16 protein-coding genes are annotated in these 19,020 nt (G+C 70.9%); 6 read left to right on the top strand and 10 right to left on the bottom strand.

What is annotated here, in order from left to right:
* Nucleotides 1-65 precede the first annotated feature (65 nt).
* Both ODE13_RS09340 and ODE13_RS09335 read left to right on the top strand, forming a co-directional pair.
* Nucleotides 66-965, top strand: coding sequence for a sugar kinase (locus ODE13_RS09340; protein ID WP_322479027.1), 900 nt, complete (start codon nt 66-68; stop codon nt 963-965).
* Nucleotides 962-1,591 (top strand): bifunctional 4-hydroxy-2-oxoglutarate aldolase/2-dehydro-3-deoxy-phosphogluconate aldolase, encoded by a 630-nt coding sequence (locus tag ODE13_RS09335; RefSeq protein ID WP_322479026.1) that lies wholly within the window; start codon nt 962-964, stop codon nt 1,589-1,591. Before ODE13_RS09340 ends, ODE13_RS09335 begins: the two co-directional genes overlap by 4 nt.
* Here ODE13_RS09335 and ODE13_RS09330 read toward each other — a convergent pair.
* From ODE13_RS09330 to gabT, 4 genes are all read right to left on the bottom strand, one after another.
* Nucleotides 1,554-2,300, bottom strand: a complete 747-nt coding sequence (locus ODE13_RS09330; protein ID WP_322479025.1) for a cyclase family protein — start codon at nt 2,298-2,300, stop codon at nt 1,554-1,556. The two genes, ODE13_RS09335 and ODE13_RS09330, sit on opposite strands and share 38 nt — an antisense overlap.
* 53 nt (nt 2,301-2,353) lie before the next feature.
* Complete coding sequence (locus tag ODE13_RS09325; protein WP_322479024.1) at nt 2,354-3,829, bottom strand: NAD-dependent succinate-semialdehyde dehydrogenase; 1,476 nt, start codon at nt 3,827-3,829, stop codon at nt 2,354-2,356.
* Between the two features lie 66 nt (nt 3,830-3,895).
* The gene (locus ODE13_RS09320; protein ID WP_322479023.1) at nt 3,896-5,302 is read right to left on the bottom strand and encodes an NAD-dependent succinate-semialdehyde dehydrogenase; all 1,407 of its coding nucleotides are present in this window, start codon (nt 5,300-5,302) and stop codon (nt 3,896-3,898) included.
* 77 nt (nt 5,303-5,379) lie between these two features.
* The gene (gene gabT / locus ODE13_RS09315; protein WP_416210632.1) at nt 5,380-6,699 is read right to left on the bottom strand and encodes a 4-aminobutyrate--2-oxoglutarate transaminase; all 1,320 of its coding nucleotides are present in this window, start codon (nt 6,697-6,699) and stop codon (nt 5,380-5,382) included.
* 135 nt (nt 6,700-6,834) lie between these two features.
* Between gabT and ODE13_RS09310 the strand changes: the two genes are divergently transcribed.
* Nucleotides 6,835-7,731: a LysR family transcriptional regulator gene (locus ODE13_RS09310; protein ID WP_322479022.1), complete on the top strand. Its 897-nt coding sequence runs from the start codon at nt 6,835-6,837 to the stop codon at nt 7,729-7,731.
* Between the two features lie 3 nt (nt 7,732-7,734).
* On the opposite strand, the gene ODE13_RS09305 is transcribed toward ODE13_RS09310, so the two are convergent.
* Nucleotides 7,735-9,015: an FAD-dependent oxidoreductase gene (locus tag ODE13_RS09305; RefSeq protein WP_322479021.1), complete on the bottom strand. Its 1,281-nt coding sequence runs from the start codon at nt 9,013-9,015 to the stop codon at nt 7,735-7,737.
* A gap of 264 nt (nt 9,016-9,279) precedes the next feature.
* On the opposite strand from ODE13_RS09305, the gene ODE13_RS09300 reads away from it, so the two are divergent.
* Nucleotides 9,280-10,515 carry an NRAMP family divalent metal transporter gene (locus ODE13_RS09300; protein WP_322479020.1) on the top strand — a complete coding sequence of 412 codons (1,236 nt, stop codon included), beginning with the start codon at nt 9,280-9,282 and terminating at the stop codon, nt 10,513-10,515.
* A 49-nt stretch (nt 10,516-10,564) separates the two neighbouring features.
* The gene (locus tag ODE13_RS09295; protein WP_322479019.1) at nt 10,565-11,353 is read left to right on the top strand and encodes a putative hydro-lyase; all 789 of its coding nucleotides are present in this window, start codon (nt 10,565-10,567) and stop codon (nt 11,351-11,353) included.
* A 114-nt stretch (nt 11,354-11,467) separates the two neighbouring features.
* On the opposite strand, the gene ODE13_RS09290 is transcribed toward ODE13_RS09295, so the two are convergent.
* On the bottom strand, nt 11,468-12,373 hold the full coding sequence (locus tag ODE13_RS09290) for an urea carboxylase-associated family protein (RefSeq protein WP_322479018.1): 906 nt from the start codon (nt 12,371-12,373) through the stop codon (nt 11,468-11,470).
* Between the two features lie 32 nt (nt 12,374-12,405).
* Here ODE13_RS09290 and ODE13_RS09285 point away from each other — a divergent pair, with 32 nt between their 5' ends.
* Nucleotides 12,406-13,659 (top strand): MFS transporter, encoded by a 1,254-nt coding sequence (locus ODE13_RS09285; protein ID WP_322479017.1) that lies wholly within the window; start codon nt 12,406-12,408, stop codon nt 13,657-13,659.
* 109 nt (nt 13,660-13,768) lie between these two features.
* On the opposite strand, the gene ODE13_RS09280 is transcribed toward ODE13_RS09285, so the two are convergent.
* Genes ODE13_RS09280 through ODE13_RS09265 form a run of 4 tightly spaced genes read right to left on the bottom strand, consistent with a single transcriptional unit; the run spans nt 13,769 to nt 18,912 of the window.
* Entirely contained in the window at nt 13,769-14,512 is a 744-nt protein-coding gene (locus ODE13_RS09280; RefSeq protein WP_322479016.1) for a GntR family transcriptional regulator, read from the bottom strand.
* A gap of 34 nt (nt 14,513-14,546) precedes the next feature.
* Complete coding sequence (locus tag ODE13_RS09275; RefSeq protein ID WP_322479015.1) at nt 14,547-16,331, bottom strand: acetyl/propionyl/methylcrotonyl-CoA carboxylase subunit alpha; 1,785 nt, start codon at nt 16,329-16,331, stop codon at nt 14,547-14,549.
* The gene (locus ODE13_RS09270) at nt 16,328-18,121 is read right to left on the bottom strand and encodes a carboxyltransferase domain-containing protein (RefSeq protein WP_322479014.1); all 1,794 of its coding nucleotides are present in this window, start codon (nt 18,119-18,121) and stop codon (nt 16,328-16,330) included. Before ODE13_RS09270 ends, ODE13_RS09275 begins: the two co-directional genes overlap by 4 nt.
* Nucleotides 18,118-18,912: a 5-oxoprolinase subunit PxpA gene (locus ODE13_RS09265; protein ID WP_322479013.1), complete on the bottom strand. Its 795-nt coding sequence runs from the start codon at nt 18,910-18,912 to the stop codon at nt 18,118-18,120. Before ODE13_RS09265 ends, ODE13_RS09270 begins: the two co-directional genes overlap by 4 nt.
* Nucleotides 18,913-19,020: the final 108 nt, after the last annotated feature.

Here is a 19,020-nt window from a genome sequence, read left to right as displayed (position 1 = left end):
TCGCCTGGCAGACTCCACGGCGGCCACATCGGCCCCGGACGCCTCTGACCGGAAGAAGGCACGACATGACGACGACACCCTCTCCTGTGCTGTGCGTCGGCGAGACGATGGCTCTTGTCACCCCCAGCAGCACCGGACGGCTGCGGACGGCCGCCGCGTTCACCCTCGACGTCGGCGGGGCCGAGTCCAATGTGGCCGCCCACCTCGCTGCGCTCGGACGACGCAGCGTCTGGTTCAGCCGACTCGGAGACGACGAGCTCGGTCGGCGGGTCTCGGATACGCTCACCTCTCGCGGCGTGGATCTCACCCCGGTGATCTACGACCCGGAGGCCCCCACCGGCGTCTACTTCAAAGACCCAGGCCACGGCGTCCTCTACCACCGCAGAGGATCTGCCGCGTCCCGGCTCTCCACCGCCGACGCCGACGCCCTGGACCTGAGCGCATACGGGCTGGTGCATCTCTCAGGGATCACACCCGCACTGTCCGCGGCAGCGGCGGCCTTCATCGACCGGCTGATGGCGCGCGCCCGGGAGGCCCACCTCCCCGTCAGCTTCGATGTGAACTTCCGTGCCCCGCTCTGGCCGCGCGAGGAGGCCGCTCCGGCCCTCCTGGCTCTGGCTCGGCGGGCCGACGTCGTCTTCGTGGGCCGCGACGAGGCGGAGCTGCTCTGGGGAACGAGCACGGCCGAAGCCGTCCGTGACCTCCTGGACGGCACGCCCACCCTGGTGATCAAGGACGGTGACGTCGGCGCCACCGAATTCACCGGCGCTCAGCACATCTTCGAGCCTGCCATCCCGACCGAGGTCGTCGAAGTGGTGGGAGCAGGTGATGCCTTCGCCGCCGGGTATCTCGCGGCGTTGCTCGACGGCGGCGACTCCTCCGGCCGGCTCACGGCCGGACACCACCGCGCCGCGCTGACACTGCAGACGACCACTGACTTCATGGACGAAGGAGCATCCGCATGACCTCGAAATCCCCCGTGGTGGAGAACACCTGGTTCGACCACGCCTTCGGCTCCGCCCCCGTCATGGCCATCCTCCGCGGCATGGGGGTGGAGCGCTCGATGGAGCTCGCCACCACGGCCTGGGACCTCGGCATCGACTCCGTGGAGCTGCCCCTCCAGACCGACGAGGACCTTCTGGCCTTGCGCGAGGTCTCCCGTCTGGCCGCTCAACGGGGCAGGTCTGTGGGCGCCGGCACCATCGTGCGCGAGGAACAGATCCCCGCCGCCAAGGAGGCCGGTGCGGAGTATCTGGTCTCCCCCGGCTATGACGCACGGCTCGTCCGCGTCGCAGCGCAGGAGTCGTTGCCCTTCCTCCCGGGCATCACCACTCCCACCGAGCTGCAGGCCGCGACCACACTCGGGCTGACCTGGGTGAAGGCCTTCCCCGCGCAGTGGCTGGGGACCTCCTGGTTCACTATGATGCGCGGCCCCTTCCCGCACGTGAACTTCGTGGCCACGGGCGGGATGAACGCCCACAACGCCCAAGAGTTCCTCGATGCCGGTGTGAGCGTCGTGGCCGTAGGATCAGCGCTCGAGGATCCGGAGCAGCTCACATTGCTGGCGGCGCAGGCCGGTCTCCGGCACTGAGCCCCTGAGCAGCTCCCCGCCAGGCCACCACGCGCGCTGGAGCGCCGTCGACGTCAGCCAGCGGCAGCGGGAAGATCCCCACGTGGTGCTCCCCCGCCGGCAGATCGCGCAGTCCGGTCAGATTCTCCACGATCAGCCCGTCGCGGCCGAGCACCAGCTCGTGGACGGGGAACCCTGCGGCCGGGGCGGTCGAGGCTGGGTCGGTCAGGACCGAGTCGGGCGGGGCGGCTCCAGTGAGGTCAGGGCTCAGCGCATCGGTGCCGAGGATCCGCATCCCCCGCGACCACAGCAGCTCGGCCGCCTCCACGCTCAGCCCCGGGTGCTGCAGCGCCTGCTCGGTGCCGAAGAACCGGTCCCAGCCGAAGGCCAGGAACACCCGGCGGGGCAGTCGGTCCCCGTCTCCGAGGCCCAGATCCTGCGGTGCCACCAGGTGCCCCGGGCCAGCCTCCAGGTGGATCACCCGGGCCGGGCCGATGAGCTCCTCAAGCCGGATCTGTGAGGTCGTCCGCCCGCCGGGCACCGTGTGGCTCGGGGCATCCAGGTGGGTGCCCGTGTGTGAGCCGCAGGTCAGACGCGCGACGGCGACGCCGTCGCCCTCAAGCGTGAGCCCGGGCCCCAGCCTGACGGCGGGATCACCCGGATAGACCATCATCGCGTCGTGGATGGGTCGGCTCAGGTCATGGGGCACGGAGGCCTCCGGAGACGTCATCGGGCTCGCCCCTCTCGACATGTCGCACCTTCACCGGCACCCTGCGGGGTGTCTCAGCCCTCGCGCCCCGCGATCTCCGGGTCGACGATGTTCAGCAGGCGCTTGTTGACGAACTCGTCCATCCCCAGCGGCCCCAGCTCTCGGCCGAACCCGGAGCGCTTCACTCCGCCGAAGGGCATGTCCGCGGCCTCGGAGCCGCCGACGTTGACATTGGACATGCCGACCTCGAGCTGCTGGGCCACGCGCAGTGCCTGAGCCCGGTCCTGCGAGAAGACCGCGCCGCCGAGACCGTAGGGCGAGTCGTTGGCCAGGCGTACCGCCTCCTCCTCATCACGGACCCGGTAGATCGTCACGACCGGTCCGAAGAGCTCCTGACGGTAGGCGTCCGTGTGCTCGCTGACATCGGTGAGCACGGCCGGCCGCAGCCAAGCTCCCGGACGATCCGGCCGGTCGCCGCCCACTCGCAGCCGCGCCCCCTGCTCGACGGCGCGCCGCAGCTGACCGTGCAGACCCTCGGCGGCCTGCTCGGAGGAGAGGGGATAGTAGCGCCCCGGCCGAGGCTCCAGCGGGTCACCTGGCTCCAGGGCGCCGATCTCCTCGACCACCGCGTCCACGAACTCCTCGTAGAGGTCCTCAAGCACGATCAGCCGCTTGTTCGAGGTGCAGGCCTGACCCATGGTGTCCAGACGGAACTCCACCGCCTCGCGGGCGGCCTGGGCGACGTCCTCCGCCGACAGGTAGATGTGCGGGTCCGAGCCGCCCAGCTCGAGCACCACCTTCTTCAGGTGCCGCCCCGCGAGGGAGGCGACTGCCGAGCCGGCCCGCTCGGAGCCGGTGAGCGAGACTCCCTGGACCCGGTCATCGGCGATGATCTGCTCGACCTGGTCATGGGTGACGAAGACGTTCTGGTAGACGCCCGCCGGCAGCCCGGCGTCGTCGAGGAGCCGCTGCAGGGCCAGCGCCGAGCGCGGGCACGACTCCGTGTGCTTGAGCAGGAGCGTGTTGCCCAGCAGCAGGTTCGGCGCCGCGAACCGGGCCACCTGGTAGAACGGGAAGTTCCACGGCATGATGCCCAGCAGCATCCCCAGCGGACGCTTCTGGATCACGGCCCGGCGTCCGTCGATCTCCTTGATGACCTCGTCAGCGCCCAGGTGCGGGCCGTTGACGGCGTAGTAGCGGAAGATGTCGATGCACTCCTGCACCTCGCCGTCCGCCTGGTCCAGCGCCTTGCCCATCTCCGTGGAGGCGATGACGGCCAGGTCCGTGCGTCGCTCCTCGAACAGGTCAGCGATGCGGTGGGCGAACACCGCACGGTCCTCGATGTCCAGGGTCCGCCAGTCCTGGAAGGCCTGGTGGCCGACCTCCAGCACCTCCTCCAGCTGCGCCGGCTCCAGGACGTCGAAGGTCTCCAGCACGGTGTTGGTGCGCGGATCCCGGGTGCGGTACTCCAGACGGGTGGTCTCAGAGCTCGTGGTCTCGGAACTGGTGGTCTCGGAACTGGTGGTCTCGGAACTGGTGGTCTCGGTCATCGTCTCGGCTCCCTCGTGGACGTGCGGTCAGTTCGGCGGGTCAGTCCGGCGGATCGGACCAGCAGGTCAGACCGTGGACCAGTCGACGCTCAGGTACTGCGGTTCGGTGAACTCCTCGATGCCGAAGCTGCCGCCCTCACGGCCGATGCCGGCCTGCTTGACGCCGCCGAAGGGTGCGCTCGGGTCGGAGACGATGCCGCGGTTGATCCCGACCATCCCCGCCTCCAGCCTCTCACCGATCTGCATGGCACGCTGCAGGTTCCCGGCGAAGACGTAGGAGGACAGGCCCACCTCGGAGTCGTTGGCGCGGGCGATCATCTCGTCCTGGTCGGTGTAGACCACCACCGGAGCCACCGGGCCGAAGATCTCCTCTCTGAGGATGTCCGCGTCGGCCGGGACGTCTGCCAGCAGGGTGGGAGCAACGAAGGCCTCCTGGTCCAGGCCTGCGGCGCCCTCACCTGCGGGCAGCGCCGCATGATGCGCGATGCGTGCCCCGGCGGCCACGGCGCCGTCGATCAGATCACGGATCGCGGCGGCCGCCTTCGCGTGGATCACCGGGCCGATGGCCGCCCCGGCCGCCGGGTCGCCGACCGTCAGCTGCTCGATGCGCCGTCCGAAGGCGGCGATGAACTCCTCCGCGACGTCGGCGTGGACGTAGAAGCGGTTCGCCGCGGTGCAGGCCTGCCCGGAGTTGCGGAACTTCGCGACCATCGCACCGTCGACGGCGGCCTCGAGGTCGGCGTCGGCGGTGACGATGAACGGCGCGTTGCCGCCCAGCTCCATGGAGGTGTTGACCACGCGCTCGGCACACTGGGCCAGCAGCCGCCGACCGATCCCGGTGGAACCGGTGAACGACAGCTTGCGGACGCGCTCGTCGGCCAGCCAGGCGGAGACCACACTGGACGCCGAGGAGGTGGCGGCCACCTGCACCGCACCCTCGGGCACTCCGGCCTGGGTGAGGATCTCGGCGATCGCCAGGGCGGTCAGCGGCGTCTCGGAGGCCGGCTTCAGCAGCACGGTGCAGCCTGCCGCCAGCGCCGGAGCGATCTTCCGGGTAGCCATGGCGGCGGGGAAGTTCCAGGGGGTGATCAGCACGGCCACTCCCACCGGGTGGCGGGTGACCACGTTGCGCACGCCCCCGGCCGGAGCCGGCGCGTAGTCGCCGGGGGTGCGCACGGCCTCCTCGGCGTACCAGCGGAAGAACTCGGCCGCGTAGGTGACCTCGGCGGCCGCGTCCGCCTGGGACTTGCCGTTCTCGGCGACGATGATGTCGCGCAGCCGCTCGGCGTCATCCAGCATGGCCCGGTGGGCGGCCATGAGCACCTCGGCGCGCCTGCGTGGGGCGACGGCGCGCCAGTCCTCGAAGGCGGCCTGGGCGGCGTCGACCTGGGCTGCCGCCTCGGCGGCGGTGTGGTCGTGGACGGTGTCGATCACGGCGGCGGTGGCGGGGTTGCGCACCTGGAAGTCGGTCATGGGGTCCTCCAAAGGGATGGGGTCAGACGGGGTCAGACGGTGGGGTCAGCGCGGGGCTCAGCGTCCGTGCGGACTGCTCAGGCGGCGGCGAGGGCGTCGAGGATGACCTCGAGGCCCTCGGAGAGCAGGTCCTCGCCGATGGTCAGCGGCGGCAGCAGTCGGATGACGTTGCCGTAGGTGCCGCAGGTCAGGGTGATGACGCCGGCGGCACGGGCGGCCGAGGCCACCGCGCCGGTCAGCGCCGCATCGGGCGCACCGGTCTGCGGGTCCACCAGCTCGACGGCGAGCATCGCCCCGCGGCCGCGGATCTCCCCGATGCGCGGGTCCTTCGCCTGGACCTCCTGGAAGCGGGCCTTGACGAACTCCTCGATCCTGCGGGCCTTGGCCACCAGATCTTCGGCCTCGATCGTCTCGATCGCGCCCAGCGCGGCGGCGCAGGCCACCGGGTTGCCTCCGTAGGTGCCGCCGAGGCCGCCCGGGTGGGCGGCGTCCATGATCTCCGCGCGGCCGGTCACTGCGGAGAGCGGCAGGCCTCCGGCGATGCCCTTGGCCGTGGTGATGATGTCCGGGGTGATGCCCTCGTCCTCGCAGGCGAACCACTGGCCGGTGCGGGCGAAGCCTGTCTGGATCTCGTCGGCGATGAACACGATGCCGTGGGCGCGGCACCAGTCGACGATGGCCGGCAGGAAGCCCTCGGCGGGGGTGATGAATCCGCCCTCGCCCTGGATCGGCTCGATGATCACGGCGGCCAGGTTCTCGGCGCCGACCTGCTTCTCCAGCTGGTCGATGGCGCGCGCGGCCGCTGCGGCGCCGTCGAGCCCGTCACGGAGCGGGTAGGAGCCGGAGGCCCGGTAGACCTCCGGGGCGAAAGGGCCGAAGCTGTGCTTGTACGGCATGTTCTTCGAGGTCAGCGCCATGGTCAGCGTGGTGCGCCCGTGGTAGGCGTGGTCGAAGGCGGCCACGGCCTGGCGGCCGGTGTAGGCACGGGCGATCTTCACGGCGTTCTCCACGGCCTCGGCGCCGGAGTTGAACAGCGCGGTGCGGGCCTCCCCCTCCACCGGCGTCAGCTCGGCGAGCTTCTCCGCGACCCGGACGTAGCCCTCGTAGGGGGTGACCATGAAGCAGGTGTGGGTGAACTGCGCGACCTGCTCCTGCACACCGGCGACCACACGCTCGGCCGAGGCGCCGACGCTGGTCACCGCGATGCCGGAGCCGAGGTCGATCAGTCGGTTGCCGTCGACGTCTTCGATGATGCCGCCGTCGGCGCGCGCTGCGAAGGTCGGCATCACCGAGGCCACTCCGGCAGGCACGGAGGCGCGCTGACGCTCGAGCAGCTCGGCGGCGCGCGGGCCGGGGATCTCGGTGGCCAGGTGGCGGGACTGGGGCACTGCGGTCATGGGGTCCTCCTGGAGGGACGGCGGCCGGCGACGACGTCGTGGGGGCCGGGCGGGCAGATCTTCTCCCTGTGATCGTGTCGCAGATTGCTCATGCCGTCCAATGCCTGCCCTTGATGAAGGGTATGCTCTACAGGCATGGACTCTCGTCTGCTCCGATACTTCGTGGCCGTGGCCGAGGAGGGCAGCGTCTCCGCCGCCGCTGACGCCCTGCACATCACCCAGCCCGCGCTCTCCCGGCAGATCCGCAGCCTGGAGCACGGACTGGGGCTCACCCTCTTCGACCGCGGCGAGCTGCGGCTCCGACTGACCCCGGAGGGCCGCGAGTTCCTGGGCACCGCACGCACGGTGCTGCAGGCCCACGCCCACGCCCAGGACTTCGCTGACCGGCTCGCGTCGGGGAGGCTCCGCAAAGTCTCACTGGCCGCACCCCGGACCACGCTGATCGACGTCGTCGCACCCTTCGTGGCCACTTTCACCACGGAGGATCCGGTGCCTTCGGTGGTGGAGATCGGCGGTGACGAGCAGCCGCACCGCCTGGTGGCCGACCATGACCTGGTGATCGCTCCGCAGTCACCGGGTGAGGACGTCGACACCCGCCTCATCGCAGAGCTGCCGGTCTGGGCCTATGTGCCGGCCTCCCATCGCTGGGCAGGCCGGCAGGAGGTCACCCTGGAGGAGCTGACCGAGGAGCAGCTGGTGGTCACCACGGCGGACTTCAAGGCCCGTCGCCTTCTCGACGCCGCGCTCGACCTGGCCGACCTGACCCCGCGCAGCGTGCTGGAGGTCCGCCACGGGAGGGTCGCCCAGGCGCTGGCCGCGGCGGGGCGAGGAGCCGGTGTGGTCACCGACGACCCGCATTTCGACCTGGTGCCGGTGCGGATCCGCACCGGCCCCGAGAACAGCCACCGGCCGCTGCACATCCGACTGCATGCCTCCTGGCGGCGCGGCCATCACGCCGCAGAGTCGCTGGAGGGCCTGGTCGAGCGCCTGCGCGCCTTCAGCCTCGAACGCTACGGGCGGACCATCGAGTGAGCGTCAGCGGCGGGCCCAGCTCGGGGCATGCTCCGGGCGCACCCCGACCCCGATGACCCAGGGCATCACGCCACTGAGCTGTGGGGCCCGACGCAGCGCCCAGGCCACCGGAGCCGGCACCCGAGGCGGGGAATGCTGGGCGAACATCGACTCCAGGCCCCGGTGCACCTGAGCCTGCACAGCCTGGGTCAGACGGGTGGGCGGCATCCGGCGACGCTGGACGGCGGCCACGTCGCGATCGCTGATCGTCCCCTCCTGCAGCGGGTGTGCCAGCCTGGTCGCGGCGGCCACTCCGTCCTGGACCGCCAGGTTCACCCCCACACCCCCGACCGGGGACATCGCATGGGCGGCGTCACCGAGGCAGAGCAGCCCGCTGCGCCACCACCGGGGCAGCCGATCCATCTGCACCTCCAGGAGCTTGACGTCCTCCAGCTGCAGCCTCGCGGCGGCGTCGGCGAGCGCGGGCAGTCCGGCGGAGATCTGCTCACGCAGCACCTCGATCCCTCGGGCGCGCAGCGCCGCGTCGGAGCCCTTCGGGATGAGCATCGCCGTCTGGATGTAGTCCCCGCGTGGAATGGGCAGCAGCGGATGCTCGGTGTCGAAGCTGGGGAGGATGGTCCCGGCCGCGCTCTGGGCGGCGCCGTCGGCCTGCAGCCGGAACCACCAGACGTCCATCGGCACGGGGAAGGAGATCGCGGGCAGCCCGGCCTGCTGCCGGATGTGGGACCAGCGGCCGTCGGCCGCGAGGGTGAGCAGGGCCGGGATCTCCTCCTCACCGGCAGGCCCGCGCACTCGGACCCCCGTGATGCGGGCCTGCGGCGGAGGGGCACCGCCCTGCGTCGGCGGAGCCGTGGCGCCGTCGTCGCCTGCATCCTCGCTGAGCAGCCCGATGACCTCGGTGCCCATGCGCAGCTCGAAGCCGGGCTCCTCGGCCGCGGCCTCGGCCAGCAGGTCCAGAAAGTCCCACTGGGGAGCCATGGCGATGTACGGATAGGGGTGCCTGAGCCGACTGAAGTCCACCAAGGTCACCCGGCCCCCGGCGGCCGCGGGGAGCCGTGCCGACTCCACACGCTGGTGGGGGATCCGGGAGAAGCGGGGCATGAGTCCGAGCTCATCCAGCAGCAGCATGGTGCTGGGGTGGATGGTGTCACCACGGAAGTCGCGCAGGAAGTCATGGTGCTTCTCCAGGACGAGGACGTCGACCCCGGCCCGAGCGAGCAGCAGCCCGGCGATCATGCCGGCCGGGCCTCCCCCGGCGATGACACAGGTTCGGGGCTCGGACATGCGACCATCCTGACGGCGTCGATGACGGGCGGCAAGGGTTGCCGCGCCCGGGCTGAAGGGCCGCACAGTGTGAGAACCGGCGACCTTCACCTACAAATTGTTGGACAATCTCTTGCCAGGATTGTTGAACAACCACTAGCCTGTGGGAAGTCGCACAGTTGATCTGTGTCACATCCGTGCAGTCGGCTCCTCGAGCCCACCGCCTCGCCGATGTCCGCATCGCGCTCGACGTCCAGCACCCGCACCACTCTGGGGAGTGAACCCATGGCACAGACGGCACCCGCATCCGCGGAGTCCATCAAGAAGCTCGCCCGCACCCGACGCACCGCCCTGCTGGGGGCGATGTTCCTCATGGCCACCAGCGCAGTGGGCCCCGGGTTCATCACCCAGACGGCGACATTCACCCATCAGATCGGCGCCGCCTTCGCCTTCGCGATCCTGATCTCGGTGCTCATCGACATCGCCGTGCAGCTCAACGTGTGGCGGGTGATCGGCGTCTCCGGCCTCTACGCCCAGCAGCTGGGCAACAGGATCCTCCCCGGAGTCGGGTGGGCACTGGCCGTGCTGATCTTCTTCGGCGGCATCGTCTTCAACATCGGCAACATCGCCGGTGCGGGCATGGGGCTCAACGCTCTGGCAGGCCTCGACGCCCGCGTCGGCGGCGCGATCTCCGTGGCGATCGCCCTGCTGATCTTCCTCTCCAAGAAGGCAGGCATCGCTCTGGACCGAGTCGTGGTGGCCTGCGGAGCGGTGCTGATCCTGCTCATGGTCTACATGGCCATCACCACCGCCCCTCCCGTGGGTGAGGCCCTGCGCCAGACCGTGCTGCCCGAGCAGGTGGACTTCTTCATCATCACGACCCTGGTCGGCGGCACCGTGGGCGGATACATCACCTACGCCGGCGCGCACCGGCTCATCGCCTCCGGCAACTCCGGGCCGGAGAACGTCAAGGCCATCAGCCGCACCTCGGTGATGGGCATCATGGTGGCCAGCATCATCCGCTTCCTCCTCTTCCTGGCCATCCTGGGCGTCGTCGCCACCGGGGTGAGCCTCACCGAGGACAACGTCGCCGCCGAAGCCTTCGGTGCGGCGCTGGGTGAGATCGGGCTGCGCGTCTTCGGCCTGGTGTTCTGGGTCGCCGCCATCACCTCCATCCTCGGGGCGACCTTCACCACCGTCTCCTTCCTGACCACCAAGAACACCACCGACCGGACGAGGACGATCTACTTCGCCGCGTTCCTCGCGCTGACCTGCGGAGTGTTCCTGACCCTGGGCCAGGCCCCACAGACCCTGCTGATCATGGCCGGCGCCTTCAACGGGGTGGTGCTGCCGCTGGGCTTCACCGTGGTGCTCTACGTGGCCTGGCGCCGTCGTGACCTCCTGCAGGGCTACGTGTACCCGAAGTGGCTGCTGATCATCGGGCTGCTGGCCTGGGGGCTCACCCTCTACATGGGCGCGAACTCGCTGACGGGCCTGGCCGAACTGTGGATGACCGGCTGAGCGCCTACCCGCCCGAACCCGCCCCGAGACGCCCAGCGCAGGAGATCCCATGACGCCGCCCCCGGAGAGCCTCTCCCCCACCCAGGCCCGCGAGGCGTTCAGGACAGGACTGCGCGCCCCCACCAGCGGATACGCCCCCGGCTTCGCCCAGGCCAACGTCCTGGCGCTGCCGAAGGATCTGGCCTTCGACATGCTGCTCTTCGCCCAGCGCAACCCCAAGCCCTGTCCGGTGCTGGGCGTGCTGGAACCGGGGCAGGTCACCTCGGGGCTGCTCGCCGGAGGTGACATCCGCACCGATGTGCCGGCCTACCGGGTCTACCGCGACGGTGAGCTGGTCGCTGAACCGGACGACGTGCTCGGGCACTGGCGCGATGACCTGGTGACGTTCCTGCTGGGATGCAGCTTCACCTTCGAGACTCCGCTTCGCCGCGCCGGCGTCCCCGTCCGGCACCTGGATCTCGGGGTCAACGTGCCGATGTACCGCACCGCGCGGCGCTGCGCCCCGGCCGGCTCGCTGTCCGGGCCGCTGGTGGTCTCCATGCGGCCGATCCCAGCCCACCAGGTGGCCGACGCCGTGCGCATCACCTCCCGTTATCCCGGCGTCCACGGAGCCCCGATGCACGTGGGGAACCCCGCCGCGCTGGGGATCGAGGACCTGGACAGCCCGGACTTCGGCGACGCCGTCGACGTCCCCACCGGATGGATCCCGGTGTTCTGGGCCTGCGGGGTGACACCTCAGGCCGCAGTGATGGAGTCGAAGCCCGAGCTGGCCATCAGCCACTCCCCCGGGCACATGCTCGTCACCGATCTGCCCGACGCCGAGCTCCAGGTGCCCTGAGCAGGTCCGCTGCCGACGTTGCCTCTGCGCTTTGGACCCTTTTCCGACGCTGTGAGGCGTCATAAGGGCCCAAAGCGCAGAGGCAACCTCCGGGGGAGAGCATCGAAGCGCCTGTCAGTCCCGCAGCCGCAGCCCGTGCAGACCGTCCGCTCCCCGGTAGGCGGCACGCTGCGAGGGCTCCCAGCCGGCCAGAGCCTCGTCGTCGAGGGCGTAGACCTTCACCCCCAGCGGGTGGCAGTGCTGAAGCTGCTCCTCCGTGGACGCCGCCTCGGGCCCCCACATGTGCACCGACAGATCCCCTCCCGGGCAGGTGGACAGGGCACAGAGCAGGTCCGTCTCGGCGAAGAACTCGAAGAAGTCATCCTGCTGTGCGGGGCAGGCGTCCATGAAGTACCGGCGCTCGTGGTTCAGCCCGGCCAGCTGGAAGACGTTGAGCACGTCGTGGACGTCGTATTCGGTGAGCCCGTGCGGCAGCACCGCCCGGGTGAGGTTGGAATGGCAGTGCCGGTCGAAGTCCACCCCGGCGAGCATGCGGTTCACATAGGGGTCACAGCGCGTGCCCAGCAGGTCATGGATGACCTCGGCGTCGGGATGCCCGGCCAGGGAGTCGGCGACGACGGTCGCCAGCGGCCGCAGGTGCGGCAGAGTGGACCAGAACCGGTCATAGGTGGTCATCGAGGACCGCTGCAGCTGCCGGGTCCGCGCGGCCCAGAACCTCTCCCGCGGGTCATGCAGACTCCACAGATTCAGGTCCCCCACCTGCGGCCCGTCCACCTGGTGCAGGCGCACGATGTGCCCGGCGGGAACCTCCCAGGCCCGCCCGGAACGCACAGGGACCTCGAACTCCTGCACGAGCCGTCGGTCTGCGGCGGCGATCTGCTCATAGAGGTCATGGTCGACGTCGAGCGCGCCACCGGGCAACGACCGGTAGGCGGCCTCACGGGTGTAGGTGCGGGGGCGGGCATAGGTCCTCCTGCTGTCTTTGAACGGACACGGCGTCGCTCTCGGGCTCAGTCTCATTCTGTCGCATCTCCTGAGCGTCTCGTCCGGCCGTGCTTGACTGGAACACGGATGTCCGGACAATCCTGCAGGAGGTCATCACGGAGACGCCGCCCCAGTCCCCTCGCTCGAGGCTGTTCGGCTTCGCCGCGGCCTCCGGCTCACTGGTGCTGGTGTTCATCGCCGCAGGCACTCCGATCCCGCTGTACACCACCTACCGTCTCGAGGACGGACTGACCCATGGCGACCTCGCCGCCGCGGCCGCCGTCTACCTCATTGCAGCGGCCTTCGCCCTGCTGGTGCTCGGACGACTCTCCGACCACCTGGGACGCCGACCCGTCGCCGTCGTCGCCCTGGTCCTGGCCGCCGCCGGTATGGGGGTGCTGCTCACCGTGGACAGCGCCGCCCCGCTGCTGCTGGGCCGCACGATGCAGGGGCTGGCCACCGGGATCGCCACCAGCACGCTGGGCGCCTACGCCATCGACACGGCCCCGACCAGGCCGCACTGGCTGGCCGCTGTCACCACCTCCGCGGCCCCGATGCTGGGCATCCCCTCGGGCGCCCTGCTCGCCGGGGCGCTGGTGGACCACGGTCCAGACCCTCGACACCTGACGTTCAGCATCCTGCTCGGCGCCCTGCTGCTGGCCGCCGTGGCAGTGTCCTTCGGGCCGGAGACGGCCTCGCCGGCCCCCTGGCGCGAGGCGCTCGACCGGGCCGCGGCATCCCTGCGGCCTCGAATCCTGGTGCCCCAGGGTGCAGGGCGGCCGCTCGTGGCGATGGCCGGGGTCATCCTGGCGACCTGGTCGGTCGGCGGCTTCTACCAGGCCTTCGGCCCCTCGATCACCGCAGTGGAGCTGGGGTCCTCGGCCGCACTCACCGCGGCGGCCGTCTTCGCGTCGTTCACCGTGCTGAACATGCTGGGCGGCCCGCTGACCTCCAGCTGGCGTCCCGTCACCGGGCTGCGGGTGGGAGCGGTGGTCTACCTGCTCCTGCTGGCCGGGATCCTCACCTCGCTGGCGGCCGGGGCGATCCTGCCCTTCCTGCTGTTCAGCCTCGCCGCGGGCGTCGCGCAGGGGGTCGCCCAGACCGGCGGCATGCGTTCCCTGCTGCCCCTGACCGCCCCGCAGGAACGTGCTGGGCTGGTCTCCACGGTCTACCTGCTGAACTACTCCTCTGCCGCGATCCCCAGCCTCATCGCCGGGCAGGTCTCCGACACCGTGAGCCTGGTGCAGATCGCCTGCAGCTACGGGGTCCTGGCCCTGCTCGGGGTGACGATGACGCTCGTCGTCGCCCGCAGCGGACGCTGACCACGCGGTTGAGAGGGTGAGATTCCGCCCGAACTCCCGCTCTGAAGGCCTCATTCCGGCGGAAACGCACCCTCTCAACAAGGTGGGGGCGCCTCGGACGGGAAGGAGGTCACCCGAGGTTCTCGAGCAGCTGCTCCTCGGCGACGTCGAAGTAGCCCGCCAGGTGCTCCTCTGCGGCCGCACCGTCGCGGGTCTGCAGCAGCTCCACGAGCCTGGCGTTGCGCTCCACATAGTCGATGTGGAACGTGGGGTCACCCCGCATCGTGTGGAAGACCAGCCGCATCCGGGCAAGGATCTGCTCCATGAAGGCGCTGAGCTGCTCACTGCCCACCTGGGCGATGATCAGCCGATGGAGCTGCTGATTCGCCTGCGCGACGGCGGGGAGGTCCCCGGCCGCGCTCGCCCGACGCGCGACGTCGATGACCGCCTCCAGCTCGGCCAGCGCGGCGTCGTCGAAGTCGGCCTGACGCACCGCGCCGAGTTCCACCACCCGACGCACACGATAGGTCTCGCGGATGTCCTCGGTGGTGGGCGCGTGCACGAAGACACCACGGTTGGGCCGCCGCTCCAGGAGCCCTTCGGCGGCCAGCGACTGGAACGCGGCGCGCAGCGTGTGCCGGGAGACCCCGAGCAGCTGGGTGGTCCGCACCTCAGGCACCTTCGTGCCGGGCAGGATCTCTCCGGAGCTGATGAGTCGACGCAGGATCTCGGCCACCCGGTCCGGTACGTGGGCATGATCGGTCAGGCCCTGCCGGACCTCCGCATCAGCGAGCAGCTCCTCCAGAGCCATCTCCTCCGGGGATCGGCCCGGGCCCGCCGTGGTCTCCTGGACATCCTGCTGTGCACCGTGCATGAGACCAACCTATCGGGCGTCAGCGCCGGGCACCTCAGCCGAGCCGGGCGAGCACCTGACCCGCATTCAGCGAGGCGCCGGGGGCGAGGTCCTCACGGTGCAGAGTCCCGGCGCGCGGAGCGCGCACGGTGGACTCCATCTTCATGGCCTCCACGACGACGACCGGCGCGCCCTCCTCGACGTCGTCGCCGTCCTCCGCGGCCCAGCTGACCAGCGTCCCGGCCACCGGAGAGGTGACTGCTCCGCCGTCCTCGGACCGGCCGGGGTCGCCCGCACCGCGTGGGTCGGCCTCCTGTGAGGCCGCACCGAGCAGACCCAGCAGCCCGGCGGGGAGCCCGAGGCTGACCGCTCGTCCGTCGATCTCCACGGTAGTCCGACGCATGCCCTGCTCTCGGTGCCGCACCGCGGCGGCCAGGTGCTCGGACTCTGCCAGCTCCGCCTCGAACTCAGTCTCGATCCAGCGGGTGTGCACTCGGAAGCTCTCGGCACCGTCGGCGGCGAGGAAGTCGTCTGCCTCCAGCACGGCGCGGTGAAAGGGCAGCACCGTGGGGACCCCCTCGACCCGCATCTCGGCCAGCGCGACACGAGCCCGACGCAGGGCCGTGGCCCGGTCCGGGCCGGTGACGATGAGCTTGGCGATCAGCGAGTCGAAGGCACCGGAGACCTCGTCGCCGCTGCGCACCCCGGTGTCCACGCGGATGCCCGGGCCGGTGGGCGGCTGCAGCAGCTCCACGGGTCCCGGGGTCGGCAGGAAGCCGTGGGCCGGCTCTTCGGCGTTGATACGGAACTCGATCGCATGCCCGCCGTCGAGCACACCGGTCTCACGCAGTTCGGCGGCGGCGCGGCGGGCGGCGGTGCTGAGGGGCTTTCCGGCAGCGATGCGCAGCTGCTCGGCGACCAGATCCACCCGTGCCGTCTCCTCGGTGACCGGGTGCTCCACCTGCAGTCGGGTGTTGACCTCCAGGAAGCTGAGCACTCCGTCCGGGCTGAGCAGGTACTCCACCGTGCCGGCGCCCACATAGCCGGCCGCTGCGCAGATGTCCCGCGCGGAGTCCAGCACGGCGAGGCGATGCTCCGTGGAGAGGAACGGCGCCGGGGCCTCCTCCACGAGCTTCTGGTTCCGGCGCTGCAGGGAGCAGTCACGGATCCCGACGACGGCGACCTCGCCATGGGCATCCGCCACCACTTGGGCCTCCACATGGCGGGGACGGTCCAGGAACCGTTCCACGAAGCACTCCCCCCGGCCGAAGGCTCCTTCAGCCTCCCGGACGGCCGAGGCGTGGGCGTCGTCGATGTCCTCGGAGGCACGGACCACCCGCATGCCGCGGCCGCCTCCACCATGGGCGGCCTTGATGACCACGGGCAGCCCATGCTCCTCGGCGAAGGCACGGACCTCCTGGGCCCCGCTGACCGGGCCGTCGGTGCCCGGTGCCAAGGGGGCACCGACCCGGACGGCGAGGGCCCGGGCGGCGACCTTGTCCCCGAGACGCTCGATGGTGTCCGGGGAGGGCCCGATCCAGGTCATTCCGGCGTCGATCACGGCTCGGGCGAAGTCGGCGTTCTCGGAGAGGAAGCCGTAGCCGGGATGGATCGCTTCGGCGCCAGCCTGCTCGGCGGCGGCGAGGATCTTGGCCTGATCCAGGTAAGTCTGAGCGGCCGTGGCACCGGGCAGCGCCACGGCGACGTCGGCGAGCTCGACATGCAGCGCGGCGGCATCCTGGTCCGCATAGACGGCGACGGTGCGGTGGCCGCGCTCGGCGGCGGCACGGATGACGCGGACGGCGATCTCGCCGCGGTTGGCGATGAGGATGGTGGTCATACGGGGTCCTCGGAGGTCGTGGTGGAGGTCGTGGTGGAGGAGGTGCGGGGCATGAAGGCGGACGGATCGACCGCGCACAGCCGCACAGGATCGACCGCGCACAGCCGCACAGGGTCGACCGCGCACAGCCGCACGACGTCCCCCGGGGCGAGCTGGGCGGCGGCCGAGAGATCCTCCTCGATGACGACGCCGATGACCGGATAGCCGCCGGTCACCGGGTGATCGTTGAGGAAGAGCACCGGCAGCCCGGCCGGCGGCATCTGCAGGGACCCACGGGGCACTCCCTCGCTGGGCAGCTCCCCGTCGCGGGCCCGCTTCAGAGGGCGGGCGGAGGCGGAGTCCCCGTCGGAAAGTCCTAACCGGATCCCGATCCGGTTCGACTCCTGGGTGACCTCCCAACGCTGGGTCTGGAGCCGGGTGACCTCCTGCTCGGAGAACCAGTCATCGCGCGGACCGCGGGTGAAGCGCAGGGTCACGGCGCCGTCGTGCTCGGGCACAGGCAGCGTGCTGGGTTCCGGGGCGCCCACAGGGGCCACCGCGCAGTCTCCCAGCGCGATCCGGTCGCCGGCCCGCAGCGAGGCCGGGCCGAGTCCGGACATCGTGTCGGCAGAGGCGCTGCCGAGCACCGGACGCGCGGCGATTCCGCCACGCACCGCCAGCACGGCACGCAGCCCCCGATGAGGAGCCCCCACAGTGAGGCTCTCCCCGGCGGCGAGCAGGAAAGGAGCTCGGACGTCTGCGGACCGGGAGCCGCCGTCGGGATGGCCGATGTGCAGCGGCCCCTCGGCACCGGCCACGGCCATCACCAGGTTCCGATCGGTGCGCAGACTCAGACCGCCGTGCAGCGCCTCGAGCACCGGGGCTCCAGGAGAGTTGCCCACCAGCCGGTTGGCCTGGCGCATGGCGGGTTCATCGGCGACCCCGGCCCGGGAGACGCCGAGATCGCTGAGCCCCTCGCGCCCGAAGTCCTGGATGAGTGTCAGCAGGCCCGGGGCGAGAACCTCCAGTGCCGCGTCCTCCGCCGGGACGGTGGAGCCGACGATGCCGGCGGCCTGCTGTGTCGTGGTCGTCCCCGGCCTGCGACTCGCCCCCTCAGCAGTGAGCACTGCGGCCTCACGCACCGCCCGGTACCGCACGGTGTCACCCGGGCGCACCAGAGCAGGCGAGACGCCGGCGTCGTCGGGCACTCGGCCCGGTTCGGCCGCACCGTCGGCGGTACGCTCCAGGTCCCACATGCGGGCGGCGGTGCGGCCGATCAGCTGCCACCCGCCAGGCGAGACGCGGGGGTAGACCGCGGAGAACTCACCGGCGAGCGCGACTGATCCGGGGGGCAGCGCGGTGCGCGGGGTCGTGCGGCGGGGCACATCCAGGGCGCGGTCGGCCGCGGTCGGCACACAGTAGGTGAAACCGGGGGCGAATCCGCCGAAGGCTCCGGTCCAGTCCCCTGCCGTGTGCCAGTCGATCAGCGCCTCCACGCTCATCCCGACAAGCGCGGCGACCTCAGCCAGGTCCTCTCCGTCGTAGACGACCTCGAGCTCCACCACAGCGGTGTCCTGAGTGGTGGACGCGTCCACGCGCAACTCGGCGATCTCCTTCCGTGCACGGCGGGCGGCACGCGGAGCCTCAAAGCGCAGCAGGATGGTGCGGGCCGCGGCGACAGCCTCCCGCTGGCCTGGCAGCGGATGCCGGGTCAGATGCTGGTGGTGGGCCAGGACCTGTTCGAGGTCGGCGAACTCCAGCAGGAGGGCGCGCGGACCGGCTTCCCGGATGCCGATGAGCTGGCCGCTCATGCGACGAAGCTGCGGATCTCGACGCCGGCTTCCTCCAGAGCGGTGCGCACGGCATGGGCCATCTCCACGGCGCCGGCGGTGTCGCCGTGGACGCAGATGGACTCGGCCTCCACCGGGACGCGGGTCCCGTCGCGGGCGATGATCTGGCGGTCCTGGGCCAGGCGCAGCATGTTCTCCACCACCTGGCCGGTCTCGTGGAGCACCGCGTCGGGCTCACGCCGAGAAACCAGAGTGCCGTCCGGGTTGTAGTTCCGGTCGGCGAAGGCCTCGGCGACGCCGCGGAGTCCCGCCTCGGCGGCGTGGTCCAGGGCGATGGAGCCCGGGAGCAGCAGCACCGGGAGCTCGGGGTCGAAGGAGGCGATGGTGTCGATGACGGCCCGCGAGTGGACCTCGTGGCCGATCATCGAGTGGTACAGCGCGCCATGGGGTTTCACATAGCGGATCCGGGCGCCGGCTGCGCCGGCCATGGCCTGCAGGGCGCCGAGCTGATACCGCACGTCGGCGGCGAGCTCGGCGTAGGAGCACTCCAGATGACGGCGGCCGAAGCCGGCGAGGTCCCGGTAGCCGATGTGGGCGCCGATGGCGACGTCGTTCTCCGCGGCGGTGCGGGCGGTGGCCTGGATGGTCAGCGGATCTCCGGCGTGGAAGCCGCAGGCGATGTTGGCGCTGGAGACCGTCCCCAGGATGGCGGTGTCATCACCGATCCGCCAATTGCCGAAGGACTCCCCGACGTCGGAGTTCAGGTCGATGCGCGGTGCACTGTTCCGTCCGGCGGCGGTTCCTGCTGCCATGGCTGCTCCTCCCCTGCCCGCACCGGGAGGGGCGGGCTCCGTCGCGATCACTATCGCCGAGATCACGTGTGTGATCTCCAGCATGCCTCACGCTCATGGATTGTTCAA

Source organism: Nesterenkonia sp. HG001 (assembly GCF_034438835.1).
Classification (GTDB): domain Bacteria; phylum Actinomycetota; class Actinomycetes; order Actinomycetales; family Micrococcaceae; genus Nesterenkonia; species Nesterenkonia xinjiangensis.
Note: the sequence above shows the minus strand (reverse complement) of the source record. Positions and strands in the feature narration are given on the sequence as shown.

Coding starts and splice junctions, on each gene's coding strand:
- ODE13_RS09340 (WP_322479027.1), top strand. CDS start 66: ATGACGACGACACCCTCTCCTGTGCTGTGCGTCGGCGAGACGATGGCT.
- ODE13_RS09335 (WP_322479026.1), top strand. CDS start 962: ATGACCTCGAAATCCCCCGTGGTGGAGAACACCTGGTTCGACCACGCC.
- ODE13_RS09330 (WP_322479025.1), bottom strand. CDS start 2,300: ATGACGTCTCCGGAGGCCTCCGTGCCCCATGACCTGAGCCGACCCATC.
- ODE13_RS09325 (WP_322479024.1), bottom strand. CDS start 3,829: ATGACCGAGACCACCAGTTCCGAGACCACCAGTTCCGAGACCACCAGT.
- ODE13_RS09320 (WP_322479023.1), bottom strand. CDS start 5,302: ATGACCGACTTCCAGGTGCGCAACCCCGCCACCGCCGCCGTGATCGAC.
- gabT (WP_416210632.1), bottom strand. CDS start 6,699: ATGACCGCAGTGCCCCAGTCCCGCCACCTGGCCACCGAGATCCCCGGC.
- ODE13_RS09310 (WP_322479022.1), top strand. CDS start 6,835: ATGGACTCTCGTCTGCTCCGATACTTCGTGGCCGTGGCCGAGGAGGGC.
- ODE13_RS09305 (WP_322479021.1), bottom strand. CDS start 9,015: ATGTCCGAGCCCCGAACCTGTGTCATCGCCGGGGGAGGCCCGGCCGGC.
- ODE13_RS09300 (WP_322479020.1), top strand. CDS start 9,280: ATGGCACAGACGGCACCCGCATCCGCGGAGTCCATCAAGAAGCTCGCC.
- ODE13_RS09295 (WP_322479019.1), top strand. CDS start 10,565: ATGACGCCGCCCCCGGAGAGCCTCTCCCCCACCCAGGCCCGCGAGGCG.
- ODE13_RS09290 (WP_322479018.1), bottom strand. CDS start 12,373: ATGAGACTGAGCCCGAGAGCGACGCCGTGTCCGTTCAAAGACAGCAGG.
- ODE13_RS09280 (WP_322479016.1), bottom strand. CDS start 14,512: ATGCACGGTGCACAGCAGGATGTCCAGGAGACCACGGCGGGCCCGGGC.
- ODE13_RS09275 (WP_322479015.1), bottom strand. CDS start 16,331: ATGACCACCATCCTCATCGCCAACCGCGGCGAGATCGCCGTCCGCGTC.
- ODE13_RS09270 (WP_322479014.1), bottom strand. CDS start 18,121: ATGAGCGGCCAGCTCATCGGCATCCGGGAAGCCGGTCCGCGCGCCCTC.
- ODE13_RS09265 (WP_322479013.1), bottom strand. CDS start 18,912: ATGGCAGCAGGAACCGCCGCCGGACGGAACAGTGCACCGCGCATCGAC.